Genomic DNA, 16,660 nt, shown 5'->3' with positions numbered 1-16,660 from the left:
TCTTACTTGAGCTGAATGCCTTATCCTGTCTTTTTTTATTAAACACTCATTCGTTCATGAGTCTGATTTGAATCAAAATTTCTTCTAAATACCTTTAACTAATCTAGTGGAATCTCATACCACCATCAACGATAATTGTTTGTCCAGTAATATAATCTGAATCACTACCAGCCAAGAAACTAACCACATTAGCAACATCTTCTGGTTTAGATAAACGTTTTAAAGTTATTTGATCTGTAAATTGTTTCCAACCCCATTCTTCAGGTTGATTATTTTCTTTAGCTAATTTAATAGCGATACCTTCCATCATTGGTGTTTCAACAATACCTGGTGCAAATGCGTTTACTGTTATACCTTTATCAGCTAAATCATGTGCAGCTACTTGTGTTAAACCTCTGACCGCAAATTTTGAACTACAGTATAGTGATAATCCTTTATTACCTTCTACACCTGCTTGAGACGTTGCATTTATAATCTTTCCACCGTGACCTAAAGTTTCAAATTGTTCAAGTGCTGCTTGAATACCCCAGAATACGCCACCAACGTTCACACCAATAACTTGATTGAATTGTTCCGTAGTTACAGTATCAATAGGTGTCATTGGTCCTAATCCAGCGTTATTCACTACTACATTCAGTTCTCCAAAATGTTTCACTACTTGACTGAACACATGAAAGACTTCATCACGATTAGCGACATCAGCTTTAAAAGCAATAGCTTCTTGTCCTTCAGTCTTTAGTGTGTCAGCCGCTTCTTTCGCACCTTGTTCATTATAATCCACTAACGCTACATTAAAACCATCATTAAATAGTCGTTTGGCTATTTCAAAGCCAATACCTTGTGCTGACCCTGTTACTATGGCTACTTTATTTTGATGTGTCATACTACACACGCTCCTTAAATGTATTCACTTATTATAATATCACTCAAGAATATATTTTTTGTGTATAACTCGTGTCTTAATGTATATTACATAAAAAAATTCTAGCACTTAAGGCATACATATAATGCCTAAGTGCTAGAAACTCATTCACTTTATTCTGTTACATTACTTTCATCAACTTTAGATGAAACTTTTCTCATCAATGGATCTGTGTTTGGTTTTAAAATAACACCAACTATGATAAATCCTAATCCAAATAATGCTAAGATAATCACTTTTGTAATTAATATTTCTGGAACAATACCCCCTACCGTTTCACGTAAAGCATCAATCGCATACGTAAATGGTAAATATGGCGATATCGTTTGGAAGAACTTAGGCGTCGTTTGAATTGGGAAGGTACCGCCACCACCTGCGATTTGTAATACTAAGAAAATAATCGCAATCGCTTTACCTGGGTTTCCTAATAACGATACACAAGTATAAATAATTGAGTTAAATACCAGTGAACAGAACACTGCTATCGTCACAAATAATACTGGCGACTCGACGGCTGCTTTTAATATAACTAAGTCTCCAATTGATACAATTAATGCTTGCACTATACCTAGTAGGAAGAAGAAGCCTGCTTTACCCATGAAGATTTCTCTAGGACTAAGTATTGATTTTAAAGACTCATGTTTGTTATCTACGGATAATAAACTAACCATTAACAATCCTCCTACCCATATGGATAAGGCTGTATAAAACGGTGTCATTCCTGAACCATAATCTTTAACTGGGAACAAGTCCGTTGTCTTTTTATTTATTGGATGTGCAATGACATCAGCTTGCTTTTTCAAATCATTTTTCAATACATCGATTAAATTATCTACCGCATCGTCTTTATCTAATTGTTTAAATATTTTATTGGCTTTCTTCAAATCTTTCTCAACACCTGGTAATTTATTTTCTGAGAAATCCGCTAAATTTGACAGTGCTTCTTTAGCTCTTGGTTGGTTCTCATCTAATAAATTCACCGCATTATCATATTTACTAAATAATGATGGTAAATTGTCATTGACTGCTTGAGTAGCATTCGCTAGACGTTGTTCTAATCCAGGTAAGTCATTACGCACAAAGTCTGCCGCTTTAGCTACATCTTTCTTCACTGTAGGGAAGTAATCTTGCGCTGTTTTCATTGCGCTAATATACGTTTGTTCTATACCTGGTAATGCTGTTTGAATACGATCAATACGTTTTTTACCACTATCTAATATACTTTGTCCTGAATCAATCACCTGATTGATTGAATTTAATTTAGATTGAACGGTTGATAATGCTTGTTGACCTGATGCCAATTGTGACGTAATATCATTCGAAATGTTTAATAAACTTTGATTTAATTCTTTCTTAACATAAGTACGGAATTGACTTAATGTCTTATTCGTATCACCAATTTTATTCAACACATTTATCGCTTCTGATTTACCAGAACTACCATTTGATAAGGCATCGATTAATTGATTTGTTGTTTTCAACTGATCATTGAGTTGATTATTGGCTGTTTTTATTTGCTTAATTTCTTTTGATAAATCAACATCTTCGTTTTTCTCAAGCTCTGATAATATATCAATAAATTGTTGATTATATTTCGTAGCATTTTCTAAACGAGATGATACATTCTCTAATGGCTCTTTAAACTCAGTCGGTTTGTCTGAAGCCAATATACCGTATGAGATATGTTTCAATGCATCCATATCTTTTTGAGATGCTTTGGCCTGAACATCACTTAAATTAGAAAGTGATAATAATGATTCAGTCAATGCTGTATTCATTGATTTAACATCATTTGAACTTACTAGCTCATTTGACTGGTTACTTTCATTATCACCGGAAGTGCTTAATGATTGCGTCTTGATTCCAGATTGATAACTATGTCCCTCGTCGTGTTGTTTATTACGAGCACTTTGTTGACGGGCACCTTGCTGACGTAAACCTTGGTTAACATCATTATTTACATTTTGGGCACGTCCTGCTGCATCTTGATAATCACCAACTCGATTTTGAACTTGTGTTAAAAATCCTTTAGCATCTGTGAGTTGGTCGTTCGCAGCATCAATACCTTGTCCCGCTATAGAGACACCTCTATTGATTTTAGGAAATTGTGCTGGTACATCATTCGCTGCTACATTTAGTACTCTTTCAATATCAGGCATATAATTATTCAGCGCTATTATTAATTTGGCCTTTTCATTTAATGCTGGTATTGATGAATTAACTTGATTTAATCTTTCTTGTGCATCTAAAATATCACCTTTATAATTACCTAAATTTCTAAATTGATTCGCATAGCGATCAAGGTCATCTTGGTGTTCATTTAAATAGATGATTTTATTTTTAAACTTATTAATTTCTGGTAGTGACTGATTTGCTGCATAGACCGCATTTTTTATTTTATTAATTGTTGGCACTTCATCTTCAATTTTTAGACCTACTTTATTCGCCTCTGATAGTAGTGCTTTCGTCACGGTTTGATTAAATTGTTCATTAGCTTTTTCTACCACTAATGAAGAACCTGTATCTGTTAATTTCGCCGCAACCGCATTGATTTTCTGATTGACTTTGAAATCGACATCCGCTTTTTCAGGGTGTTTCCTTAATGTTCCCGTAATTTGATGTGTAAACTTGCTCGGTATGTATATGCCTGCATAATATTTCCCCATTTTAATTTCATGATCTGCTTTTTCACGGCTAACAAATTGCCAATCAAAGCTATCATTTTTCTTGAGGGTTTGTACCATTTTATTACCTACATTAATCTCTTTCCCTCTAACTTTGTCACCTTTATCTTCATTGACAATCGCTACTTTAATATGGCCTGTATTTCCATATGGATCCCACATTGCCCATAAGTTAAACCACGCATAAAATGAGGGTAATATGGCTAATCCCGCTAATATGATCCAAACTGCTGGTGTTTTAGCAATTTTCTTTAAATCTGTTTTAAACAGCTTTAGTGCGTTTTTCATTGTCACACTCCTAAAAACGATTAATTAACTTTCCTATCTATTATTGATATCGCCATCATATTTATACTTATTTTACCAAATGTTAGATTACATTTTTCCAAAAACAATTTATTTTTCTGATAAAGGTTAGTATAATTAGATTTGCTAGATTGTTTCAATTTGTTGATACGTATCAACTATAAATGTCATAAGTTAAATTATAACAAATGTCTAATAAATATCTCAATCATTTTTCAAATATTTAAGGGAGCTAATCACAGATGTCTAAAGATAAATTCTTGATATATTTACTTACAACTACATTAATTGTGCCATCTTTCTCAACAGCACCCATAGCTAATGCTTCAGATGACCACTCAACAACGCCGTCTTCATCATCACAACAGCGTGATACTCAAAGTGACAATGATTCAACAAACAATGATGATAAACCTACTAAAGACACACAAGACGATGATGAAATGGACACACCACAACAAAAGCATGAAAAAACTAAGAAACCATCCCGTGAAGACACTAAAAAGGATGGACAAGACAAAGCGCAACAACAAAAGCATCACGGAACACAAACATCTGTTACAGATGATAATTATAAAAAATCACATCAATCAACAAATTTAATTAATCAATTTTATGATGGATTATCCACGCATCAATCTGACTTTAATCGATTATGGTCTCCAGACCAATATGACAATAGTTTTAGTTTAACAACTTTAATTCAAAATCTATTTCATTTTGACTCTGATATTTCAGACTATGAACAACCTTCTCATGAAGAAGATGATACAAATACAACGTCTGAAAATGAACAATCGAATAATAATGATACGATGACTGATAATGGTCAAGTTACAGATAATAGCGATAGCTCTGAAAAGGATCCACAACAAGACGAGTCTATTAAAGATAACCAATCTATTAATAATAACGAAGATGAAAATAGCAACCTAACAGACCAAGATCATCATTCACAAAGTGATGAAGTTCAAGATCATCAACAAGGCGACAACAATCAACAAGATCATGCTTCAAATCAATCGAATGGTTCTAATGAGAATGACAAGTCAACATCACATCAAAGCATTTCCGACTCAGCAATTGATTCAATTTTAGATGAGTATAGTGAAGATGCAACGAAAACGCAAAAGCAGTATCAAACATCTAAAGATAAACACACTCAAGATGAAAAACAACAAGATACAACACCAAACAATACAAAACAGCAAGACGTCAATCCTCAACTTCCAACACCGGATGAATTAAAACATAAAACAAAGCCCGCACAATCATTTGAAGGTGATTTTAAACAATCGAATACACGTGCCACTGGATTGTTTCAACAATTACCTAAAATAGAAGACAGTACTTTAACAGATGGTGATATCAATATCGTTGATAGTAAAAGTACGAGAGATTTTATTAAATCGATTGCCAAAGATGCACATCAAATAGGTCAAAAAGAAGACCTTTATGCCTCAGTAATGATGGCACAAGCTATATTAGAATCTGATTCTGGTAATAGTGCTTTAGCACAGAAACCTAATTTTAATCTATTTGGCATTAAAGGAACTTATCAAGGTCAGTCAGTTTCATTTAATACTTTAGAAGCTGATAGCTCAAATAACATGTTTAATATTACAGCTGGATTCCGTAAGTATCCTGATACAAAAGCGTCACTCGAAGATTACGCACGTTTAATTAAAAAAGGTATAGATGGTAATCCTAACATTTACCGACCAACATGGAAGAGTGAAGCATCTAATTACCAGTCAGCAACTTCTCATTTATCACGTACTTATGCGACTGATCCTAATTATGCTAAGAAATTAAATAGCATTATAAAACATTATCATTTAACTGATTTTGATAAGAAAGACATGCCAAGTTTGGATAAATATAATCATACGATTGATAGCGATGATCAATCACAATCAAGTTTCAAACCATTCGAAGAAAGCGAAGGAAGTTCAAGCTATCCACAAGGACAATGTACATGGTATGTAGATCAACGTATGAAACAATTTGGTCAATATATTCATAGTAATTTAGGCGACGCACATCATTGGAATAATCGTGCAACACGAGAAGGTTATCAAGTATCTTCAACACCTAAAAAACATACCGCAGTCGTTTTTGAAGCTGGTCAATTAGGTGCAGATACACAATATGGCCATGTTGCTTTCGTAGAAAAGGTTAACGCTGATGGTTCAATCATCATTTCAGAATCAAATGTTAAAGGATTAGGTGTTATCTCATATAGAACCATTGATGCAGATGATGCAGCACAATTGGATTATATAACGGGTAAATAAATCACTCGGATTACACCATTAAAAAGAGCGAGACAAAGTTAACTTTGTCTCGCTTATTTTAATTTATTTTGATCTTTTACGTTGACTAAACCAGATTATACTACCACCGATAATGGCTATAACTAATGCAATAGGCATCCAATGCTGCTTAACTGTTTGACCTGCATCAGGCAATGATAGATTACCATCGTCATTAAATAATCCATCTAAGAATCCATCATTAGAACCCAGTGTTAAGCCTTTTTCAGGTGTAGGTGTGGGAATATCCGGAATACCATCCAACAGACTACCACCTGAATTAAGTTGATCTAATAAATGAGAACCGTTATTTGAATGTTGATTGATTCTATCAAAAATGCTTGGTCTATTCTTGATTGGAGAAACTATATAATCTAAATCTTTCTTAGCACTGTCCATCTTTTGTTGCAATTGCAATAAATCATTAGCTTTACCGTTAATGGCAGACTTGATTAAATCTAAAGCACTTGCTTTATCACTTTGTATGCGATTAATGACATCTGCTAACACCTTTGCTTTTCCTTGTTCTATTCTCGTTGCTAATATAGTTTCAATCGCTTGTCGTTTATCTTTTGCATTATTTAATACATCATTTAAAATGTCATCCGCACTTACATGCCCTTGTTTATCAATGTGTCGTTTGAGTTGCTCCACAATTTGTTGATTGGATAATTGGCCATTTGCTAATTGTTTCGCAATACGTTGTGCTTCTTTATCTCCTAATCGTGTAGCAAGTAGTTGCTTAATTAATTGTTGCTTATCTTTAGATTGATCTAACATTGATTTTAAAATATTATCTGATGATGTATGTGCAAGTCCATCCAACTGCTTATCAATTTGATTGGCAATTTGATGATCTGTCTTACCTTTCGTTTGAATACGTTTCATTGCTTGTTTCGCTTCATTTTGACTCATTACTTTATCCAAAATGGATTGTGTCGCTTTATGTTTATCTTTGGATTGTTGCAACTGATTAAGTATTAAATCATGTTGTTGATTCATGCGTTGTTCTGTTTGACGAATATCTTGTTTTAAAGCCTGTTTACGTTGCTTGTTAAAATCACTTCGTTGATTGACATCCTTTTCTAGTGCCTTAAGTGTATCCCTTTTATTATTAATGTATTGATCATCATTCATTTTATTAGAAGCTAATTGACTAGAAATCGCTTGATCTATTTTGTCACTACCCTCTAATTCCTTTGTAATCTTTCCTACATGTTCATCTTGTTTATGATCTGATTGTTTCACATCCGCTTCGTTTGCAATGTGTTTTAAATCATCTAATGTTTGTTGTTCTTTAATGTTAGTTTGAGGCAGTTTTTTAGTAGTTTCTTGCGATTGATCTTTAGAATCTTGTTGTGCATCTTGACGTTGGTTAGATGCACGCTTGGAACCCTGTTGTGTTTTTGTCGTGTTTACATCTTCATCTAATGTTGTATCTTGTTTTATTTTATCTAAATCATCTAGCACTGACGTTTGGTTACGATTTGACGTTTGCTGCGTATCACGTACATTACTTTGACTTTGTACCTGATTCGTTTCATCGCTTTTTTGTTGAGGGTTATCAACCTTTTCTGAAGATACATCCAAATCCGCCAAAATTTTGTCTAGGTCTTTAGTAACATCATCATTGTCTTTAGTGTCTTTTACATTTTCATTATTCTTTTCAGTAGACGCGTTTTTATCTGAATTCGTTGTTTGATGTGTTTCTTTATCTAATAACTTTAATTTACGATCTTCTTTTTTAGCATCTTCTATTATCTTATCCAATGTTGCATTATCAGATACATCATCTAATTGTTTGTGGTAATCCTGTCTTGAATCTTCTTTTAAATGTGTAAGTCGATCAATGTCATCTTTAGCGTCATCGATTTTATCTTTCAATGACTCATCTTTTGATTCAGATGTATGAAATGAAGATGAGGTTTCTTTTGCTTGTGCTGTCATGTCACTAGCAAAACCATAACCTATCATTGACCCACTGATTAAAAGTGCTGAACAAGATAATTTCAAACACATGCTGACTTTGTCGAATTGTATATCTTTCATGTTTTCAATCTCCTTTAATCAATTGCCGTTTTAAAATTCATCTCCATTATATAACAAAGTGCTATAAAATTACACTTCGCATTTTTAATAGCATCTATTTATCTTATCAGTCAATCTTAATAAACAAATAATTTGTAACTATATGTATATCCCCTTATAATTCAATCAAGTTAAATTAGTTAATTCGAATATATAATTTAACTTAATTTAATTAGAAACGGAGTTTTTGAAATGGCAGAATCAATTTATTCAACTACAATGATTAGTAATGGTGGCCGTGATGGTCGTGTATTTAGTCCAGATAATACGTTTGTCCAAAATTTAGCAACACCAAAAGAAATGGGCGGTCAAGGTGGTAACGATACTAACCCTGAACAATTATTTGCGGCAGGTTATAGTGCATGCTTTAACAGTGCACTATCATTAATTTTAACTCGTCATAAAGTTAATGACGCAAACCCAGAAGTTGAAATCACGATTGAATTAGTGAAAGACGCTACAGATAATGGATTCAAATTAACTGCAGACATTGAGGTTACGTTAGAAAATGTATCTCAAGAAGAAGCTGAACAATATGTAGAACAAGCACATCAATTCTGTCCATATTCTAAAGCAACACGTGGCAATATTGATGTTAACTTAAAAGCCAACGCACAATAATTGTATTTAATTATTTATTGAACTCTTTCGTTTGATTAATGAACAACGCCTAAATACCTATTAAGTGGTGGTGAGTATCTAACTTGCCCCACTTTTTTTATATAAAGTTTTAACTCTTTAACGCATCATGGGGGAATCATGCCATAGTCATCCCAATTTCGATCTTTTTTATTAAAACTGTGTATTTAGCTTATTATTTAACTGAATACAGGGAATGTAACTTATAATAAGCACTTTTTAATTTCATCTGACTTTCGCCCTATCAAATTTTTTGTTTCATACTGTTAGGAGGCATCCACATGGCTTTATCTATCATATTTATTATTTTAGGCATAATTTTAATCCTTATTTCTAAAATTGTGATATATACTGACGAAAAACGCCATGAGTTAAAAGAGAAATTTTATTTACCTGGCTTATGTTTAGTATTGATAGGTATTTTAATTCTCATTGGTCATTTTGTCACAAGTTAACAGTGGCTATAACGACACATTAATCACGCTTCTTAGTTAGCTTTTCAATAAAATGTCCAACAATTCTTACAATCTGTTTCATTTTTCAACGACTCAATAAAATTAATGGTGTTTCAAGCTGTTGAATCTTGTTAAATTAATAATTGTAACTTTAAAACACCACAGATTTTTCTCAATTAAATTGAGCTCAACTTCATAGCTCTGTCACAAGTTAACGAATAAAAAAAACAAATAGGAGGAAATGTCTTGGCAAAACTTTTATACAAATTAGGCAAATTCATTGCTGAGCACAAATGGGTCAGTATCATTGCGTGGCTTTTGATTCTAGGCGTTATCATTACACCATTATTGATTAGCGCACCTAAATTTGATAGCAATATTACAATGAATGGTCTTAAATCATTAGATACAAATGACAAGATGTCAAAAGAGTTCCATCAAGATAGTGAAAAAGCATCGATGAAAATTGTAATACATTCTGATAAAAAGGATGGTATCACAGATAAAAGCACTAAGAAAGATATCGAAAAAGCACTTGATAATATTAAACAAGATGATGATTACGTACAAAACGTAAGTAATCCATATGAAACAAATCAAATCAATGATGATAATGATACTGCAATTGCTACAGTCAATTATGTAGTCAACCAAACATCATTAAAAGATTCTTCTAAGAAAATTATCGATCGCGAAATGAAAGATGTGAAAGATGACCACAATGTTCAAATCGAACAAGCTCAAGGTGGTAGCGGTGGTTCTGAACCAGGTGGTAATTCAGAATTAGTTGGTATTGTCACTGCATTTATCATCTTATTAATTACATTTGGTTCATTAATCGCAGCAGGTATGCCAATTGTCAGCGCCATCATAGGACTAGGCTCAAGCATTGGTATCATTGCATTATTAACAAACGTATTCGATATTCCAAACTTTACATTAACACTAGCCGTAATGATTGGATTAGCTGTTGGTATCGACTATTCTCTATTCATCTTATTTAGATACAAAGAAATCAGGAAAAAAGGTACCCCACCTGTTGAATCCATTGCCTTAGCTGTTGGTACAGCAGGAAGCGCAGTTATATTCGCCGGCTTAACAGTTATGATTGCCGTTTGTGGTCTTTCATTAGTAGGTATTGATTTCTTAGCTGTTATGGGATTCGCATCTGCAATTAGTGTTTTATTCGCGGTACTTGCCGCTTTAACATTATTACCTGCATTAATTAGTGTTTTCCATAAACGTATTAAAATCAAAGACAAACCAGAAAAAAGTAAAGACCCTAAAAATCATCCATGGGCTAAATTTGTAGTTGGTAAACCAGTACTAGCTATTATTATCAGTTTAATTATTTTAATCGCAGCTATTATACCAATTTCTGGAATGCGTTTAGGTATGCCAGACGATAGCTTAAAACCTAACGATTCATCGGCACACAAAGCGTATAACTTAGTTACCGATAACTTTGGTGCCGGATATAACGGTCAAATTGCGATGCTTGTAAATACTAAAGACGGTGGCAGTAAAAAAGACATTGAATCTGATCTAAATAGCATGCGAAAAGATCTTAAAGATATGGATAATGTGGATACTGTCGAAAAACCTCAATTAAATGATAATAACCATTATGCATTAATCTCTATCATTCCTGAAGATGGACCTAATGCGCAATCAACAAGCGATTTAGTTTATGATTTACGTGATTATAATAAACAAGCCAAAGAAAAATACGACTTTAATACAGAAGTAACAGGCCAAAGCGTGATCAACATCGATATGGCTGAAAAATTAAATAATGCTATCCCAGTATTTGCTGGTGTTATCGTATTATTAGCATTTGTATTATTAGTATTCGTATTCCGTTCAATCCTTGTTCCATTAAAAGCCGTTCTTGGTTTCGTATTATCATTAATGGCAACACTCGGATTCACAACATTGGTCATGCAAGATGGCTTCCTTGGTGGCCTATTCGGTGTAGAAAACACTGGTCCACTATTAGCATTCTTACCAGTTATTACAATTGGTTTACTATTCGGTTTAGCCATTGACTACGAACTATTCTTAATGACACGTGTGCATGAAGAATATAGTAAAACTGGTGACAATGACCACTCTATTAGAGTAGGTATTAAAGAAAGTGGCCCTGTTATAGTGGGAGCTGCATTGATTATGTTCAGTGTATTTATCGCCTTTGTATTCCAAGACGATATGCAAATCAAATCAATGGGTATCTCACTAGCATTTGGGGTATTATTTGATGCCTTTGTCGTACGTATGACATTAATTCCAGCATTAACGAAATTATTTGGTAAAGGATCATGGTATTTACCTAAATGGTTAGGCAGCATCCTCCCAGAATTAGATATCGAAGGTAAAGCATTAGAACAAGATTCACATCAAGCTGAATCTCATGCATCTAACAATGAAGATCGTCATGGTGCTAACGCTACTGATCGTCGTGAAAGAGATGACAGAAACTTTGAAAGTGAACACCCATCACGTTTAGATCGTCAATATCATCGTGATGAAGATGAACGACGTTATCAAGATGATACACACCGTTCAACTTATACAAGCGAATCACACGTATCACGATTTGCATCCAATGAACCTAACGACGATGTAGATTATGAATCTTTATATAATAAACAAGGTAATGGTCACGATAATTATCCAAGACGTGACGACCGATTAGACGACCATTCTGAGCGTAGTCATTCATACGCACGTCGCTCTCAATCTCGTCCACAAAGTAACGAAGCACGTACAACTGATTTATTCAAACAGTTATCAAATCAAACGAATGATCAAGACATGCTATTTAATGCATTAATGTTATATGCAAGAGAAAATAGTAAAGATGTATACGATCAATATTCAAATCATACTGACAACAAACATCGTACCGATTTCAGTCATGACGATGATAGATATTAATCTTAAAAAGGAGGATATGCTGAATGTTTAAAACAAGAGGTTTCAAACTGTTAGGCCTGTTTGCCACTATTGCCTTAGCTATCGTGCTAAGCGCGTGTGGTAACGGTGGCGGAAGTTCATCAAAAGATGGCAATACTTCCCTAGGCAATAAAGAAATCGAATTACCATATATTGCTAGTGATAACTCAGCGCCACGGACATTAGTCATAGCTGAAGTTCTTAAAAAAGCGGGTTATGACGTTACAACTACACCTGTACAAGCAAGTGGTCCATTATATGCATCTGTAGCTGAAAATGCAGATTCATTCCATGCGTCTGGTATTTTCCCATCTACAGATAAAAGTTACTACAATCAATATAAAAGCAAATTATCCGTTTACGACAAAAAGAACCTTGTCGATGATGTTAAAGTAGGCTTAGCCGTACCGAAATATGAACAAAATATCGACTCAATTGCAGACTTAAAAGATAGTAAGAAATTCGATAAAGAAATTCAAGGTACAGACGCTAGAAATGGTGTCATGAAACAAACTAAAAGTGAACTTGATGAAGATAATCTAGACGGTTATAGCCTAAAAGAATCTTCTGACCAAGATCAATTTAAAGCAGTTCAAAAAGCTTATAAACAACAACAACCAATTCTATTTACAGCAATGGATTCTAGTTGGTTCTCTAAAGAATTAGGCGTTAAAATGTTAAAAGATCCTGACAAAATTTATGGTAAAGAAGATCAACATATTAACTTAGTATTTAATAAAGAATTCAAAGCTAATCATCCAGCAGCATACACAATTGCAACACGTATGTCAGACGACTGGAGCAAAAAAGACGAAGATCAATTAGCTAAGAAAATCTTCAAAGACCAGAAAAATCCAGAACAAGTTGCCAAAGACTATGTTGATGACAACGATAATAAAGTAGATGAATGGTTAGAAGGTATTGATCATTAATTCTTCTAGTAAAATCTAATAACTCCGAGTAACAATCATGTAAGCAGGACTTGAGCTATCTATTCTCAAGTCCTGCTTTTTTGTGTTGTCTCCGTAATTCAATAATGGGTATTCCATGTAAAAAGCATTTATATTTGGTAAAATAACAACGTCTATGATAAATTATCTATCAATCTTATCTTAATAAAATGACTATTCGGGGAGTCCTGCTTATGACGACATCTACACAAAAACGTATGATAAAACATATTAATCAAACAGTTTTTGAATTATTAAATGACTATCACTTTGATGACATCACTGTACAGAAAATATGTAACGCTGCTGAAATTAATCGCAGTACATTTTATCGATATTTCCAAGATAAATATGACTTACTTTATTCATTAACAGAATATATGAAAGAAGCACTCGATTTAGATTCTTTACATCAGCACGGTTTAACAGATGCATTAGAATCATTTATCTCATTCATCAATACACATAAACCTGTATTTAAACATTTACTTGTCGCATCAAGACAAGACGATGTCTTTCGCAGCTTGACTCAATTCTGTAGTGAGAAAATATTAGAAGGTGCTGAGTGTAATAACGATTTATTAGCACATAAAATTATGAACAGCGATCATCCACAATTAATTGCTGATTTTTATAGTAGTGGGCTTATAGAAATTATAAGAAGATGGGTAGAGAATAATTACAATTACTCTGAAGCAGAAATTTTATCAGCATTACACGATACACTTGATTTTTCTAGCCCTGTCGATCATGTTTCTACCAACTAAATTTGGTGGTATTTTTGGTCATATCATTGATCAATAGATATTCAATCTGCCTACTTTTTTGGGGTTATCTTAATGTCAGCTGCTTCTATTCTCTTAGCTTTAACGCCTATCGTGTGGATAGTGCCCTTCCTTTCATCATTAATCTTTGGTGTGAGTTATATTTTCATTACAGGTGTACTACTCGTTTGGGGTGTGAAGATAATTGTGAAAAATGCGTCATTTGGTATCGGAATTCCATTATTAATGTTAGCCGTTGGGCAAGTTTTGGGCTCAATTGTAGCAGGACCATTTATAGAAGATTTAGGTTATACAATGACCTTTATTATATATGGTTTAATAGGTTTAGTCGCTTTATTACTATTTCCAAAAGTTGATGTACAACCTCCAAACGTACACATTGATGGCGACTATACAGAACTACAAAAAGTGAATAAAGATTTAATATAATTATCAATATGTCTAAATTATAATAGCCAGTCAATGTGTTTTTAACACCGCATCGACTGGCTATTATTTTATATTCAATGTTTAATTACGAAAGTGCTATTAACCTTAATCATCATTTTTATTATCGAAGTTTCTACCTTCTAATCCTGCTAATTCTTCTTTAGAAGCATGAGGTGCTTTCATTTCGAATACTTGATCAACAACTGTATAATCATAATATCCTAAACGTGCGATTGGACGAATTGATGGAATATCTAATTTTCCATCTTCAGTGATGACTTTATCATCGATATGCACTTGAGCAACACGTCCAATTACAATATCTACTGTGGATACAGGATCACCAGTTGGTATGCGAATTGTTTGAACATATTCACATTCGAAATGTACTGGAGACTCCTTTACTCTTTAGCCAGGTGCTTCAATACATGATTCTTTAGTGACCCCAGCATAGTCAAATTCATCTTCATCGGGTGCTAATGCTTTAGATGATAAATTAACCGCCTCTCTTAAATCATACGTAGCCATATTCCATACAAACCAACCCGTCTCTTCGGCATTTTTCACAGTATCTTTACGTTCGTGATCACCTAATACAGACTGATTCGCCGCAAACATAACCATAGGTGGATCCCAAGTTAAATTTTGGTATTGGCTATAAGGTGCTAGATTATCTTTACCATCTTTCGAAACTGTAGATATCCAACCGATAGGTCTTGGTACTGTACTACTTTTAAACGGATCATGTGGCAATCCATGAGATTTAGTGCCTTGCTTTGGTGAATAATTCATCGTTTCTCACCCCTATTAAATATTTGTATTTCTTCAATCATATAATAGCTATGTATATAATTCTAATACTAAAAAACGATTCATTTATAGTCATACACTATAAATAAATCGTTTAAATATATATCATATCTATTAACCAAGTCATTCATTATGTTTTTTATTTAATGTGCACTTTCATCTTTAGGCATAAATAGCGATACAATAAATGAAATAAGTCCAATACATGCGATTGAAGCAAACATTAAGAAATATTGTGGTAATTTAGCGATATAAATCATTAGTATAGGTGCAATGGCTGTACCCATAAATAATATAACAGTATTAACTGATAAGAAGAATCCTTGATTATGTTTAACAGTCATACCCACCTTCGAAATGACTGATGGAATCGCAAATGCAATACCAGCAACAAATGTAACACTAAATATTGTAATACAAATAATATTTGTCGTAATCCCCATCAGTATCAGTGATAACGTACTTGTTAGTAAGGCAAGTGAGATGACACGCTTAATACCTATCCGGCCACTTAAACGACCTCCTAACAACGATACTAGCATTCCTATCACACCAAACAATTTCACTAATGATGCTGTAGACATATCTCCATTCACTTTATCTGATAAGATATATAAATTTAAAATGGCATACATACTGATAAACATAATTAATAACGTAAATGAGATAAATAAACAGTATAAAACCTTTAAATTATCGCGAAAGTCTTTAAAGTTATTAAAGAATTTAAGTAATTGTACATCCACATTTCGACGTGGGCTTTCTGGTACATAGCGGTAAATAACAAATATTAAGCACAAATATAATACAGTTAAAGTGAAATATACCCAATGCCAGTTAAGATGATGAACAATGAGTTCACTTAAGTTCTGTCCTAATACACCAGACAACATGAAACTTGTACTAATAAAACTAATTGCAGTAACTCTTTTTTTAGCTGGATATGTTTCCGTCGTATACGTGATTGCTACTGGAGAAAATGTTGCAGCGAATATACCTTGTATTGCACGCATAATGAGTAATAGTGAAAATGATTGTACAAACCCGATAATAAAGCAAATGATGGTCAAACCGCTTAAACCTATTAATATGGTTTTTATTCTTCCATATTTGTCAGAAATTGTTCCATAAAACAAACAACTTATCGAATACATAATTGAAAAAATAACTCCATTTAATGTTGCTACCGATTGAGGTATATGAAAGGAATGCGCAAATGCTGCTGTAAGTGGAAGTGCAGTATATAAGCTACCCATAACGATAATTCCAGAGAAAAATAGAATTGTAGTGATTAGATTATAATGACGTTGTTCCTCCAATGA

General features: G+C 33.4%; 10 protein-coding genes and 2 pseudogenes. 7 read left to right on the top strand and 5 right to left on the bottom strand.

Going from position 1 to position 16,660, the window contains the following annotated elements:
* Positions 1 to 103: 103 nt before the first annotated feature.
* Together JX000_RS00950 and JX000_RS00945 are read right to left on the bottom strand one after the other, a co-directional pair.
* The gene (locus JX000_RS00950; RefSeq protein ID WP_145506426.1) at positions 104 to 883 is read right to left on the bottom strand and encodes a (S)-acetoin forming diacetyl reductase; all 780 of its coding nucleotides are present in this window, start codon (positions 881 to 883) and stop codon (positions 104 to 106) included.
* Between the two features lie 152 nt (positions 884 to 1,035).
* Positions 1,036 to 3,894, bottom strand: a complete 2,859-nt coding sequence (locus tag JX000_RS00945) for a YhgE/Pip domain-containing protein (protein ID WP_206140781.1) — start codon at positions 3,892 to 3,894, stop codon at positions 1,036 to 1,038.
* Between the two features lie 260 nt (positions 3,895 to 4,154).
* Between JX000_RS00945 and JX000_RS00940 the strand changes: the two genes are divergently transcribed.
* Positions 4,155 to 6,209, top strand: coding sequence for an amidase domain-containing protein (locus JX000_RS00940; RefSeq protein WP_206140780.1), 2,055 nt, complete (start codon positions 4,155 to 4,157; stop codon positions 6,207 to 6,209).
* 63 nt (positions 6,210 to 6,272) lie between these two features.
* Here the strand turns inward: JX000_RS00940 and JX000_RS00935 are convergent, their stop codons facing one another.
* The gene (locus JX000_RS00935) at positions 6,273 to 8,276 is read right to left on the bottom strand and encodes a cell wall anchor protein (RefSeq protein WP_145506435.1); all 2,004 of its coding nucleotides are present in this window, start codon (positions 8,274 to 8,276) and stop codon (positions 6,273 to 6,275) included.
* A gap of 231 nt (positions 8,277 to 8,507) precedes the next feature.
* Here JX000_RS00935 and JX000_RS00930 point away from each other — a divergent pair, with 231 nt between their 5' ends.
* The 6 genes and pseudogenes from JX000_RS00930 (at position 8,508) to JX000_RS00905 (ending at position 14,528) form a co-directional block, all read left to right on the top strand.
* Positions 8,508 to 8,936: an organic hydroperoxide resistance protein gene (locus JX000_RS00930; RefSeq protein ID WP_145506438.1), complete on the top strand. Its 429-nt coding sequence runs from the start codon at positions 8,508 to 8,510 to the stop codon at positions 8,934 to 8,936.
* Positions 8,937 to 9,235: 299 nt separating this feature from the next.
* Entirely contained in the window at positions 9,236 to 9,409 is a 174-nt protein-coding gene (locus tag JX000_RS00925) for a hypothetical protein (protein WP_186364172.1), read from the top strand.
* A gap of 246 nt (positions 9,410 to 9,655) precedes the next feature.
* Positions 9,656 to 11,806: pseudogene (locus tag JX000_RS00920) on the top strand (MMPL family transporter); the annotation flags it as partial.
* A gap of 563 nt (positions 11,807 to 12,369) precedes the next feature.
* Positions 12,370 to 13,296 (top strand): glycine betaine ABC transporter substrate-binding protein, encoded by a 927-nt coding sequence (locus JX000_RS00915; protein WP_049423205.1) that lies wholly within the window; start codon positions 12,370 to 12,372, stop codon positions 13,294 to 13,296.
* Positions 13,297 to 13,508: 212 nt separating this feature from the next.
* Complete coding sequence (locus JX000_RS00910) at positions 13,509 to 14,081, top strand: TetR/AcrR family transcriptional regulator (RefSeq protein ID WP_206140778.1); 573 nt, start codon at positions 13,509 to 13,511, stop codon at positions 14,079 to 14,081.
* A 72-nt stretch (positions 14,082 to 14,153) separates the two neighbouring features.
* The gene (locus tag JX000_RS00905) at positions 14,154 to 14,528 is read left to right on the top strand and encodes an MFS transporter (RefSeq protein ID WP_241004993.1); all 375 of its coding nucleotides are present in this window, start codon (positions 14,154 to 14,156) and stop codon (positions 14,526 to 14,528) included.
* A 105-nt stretch (positions 14,529 to 14,633) separates the two neighbouring features.
* On the opposite strand, the pseudogene JX000_RS00900 reads toward JX000_RS00905, so the two are convergent.
* Both JX000_RS00900 and JX000_RS00895 read right to left on the bottom strand, forming a co-directional pair.
* Positions 14,634 to 15,320, bottom strand: a pseudogene (locus tag JX000_RS00900) (flavin reductase family protein).
* Between the two features lie 161 nt (positions 15,321 to 15,481).
* Complete coding sequence (locus JX000_RS00895; protein ID WP_206140777.1) at positions 15,482 to 16,657, bottom strand: MFS transporter; 1,176 nt, start codon at positions 16,655 to 16,657, stop codon at positions 15,482 to 15,484.
* Positions 16,658 to 16,660 lie beyond the last annotated feature (3 nt).

It is taken from the genome of Staphylococcus sp. SB1-57, assembly GCF_017086425.1.
GTDB classification, from domain to species: Bacteria; Bacillota; Bacilli; order Staphylococcales; family Staphylococcaceae; genus Staphylococcus; species Staphylococcus warneri_A.
Note: the sequence above shows the minus strand (reverse complement) of the source record. Positions and strands in the feature narration are given on the sequence as shown.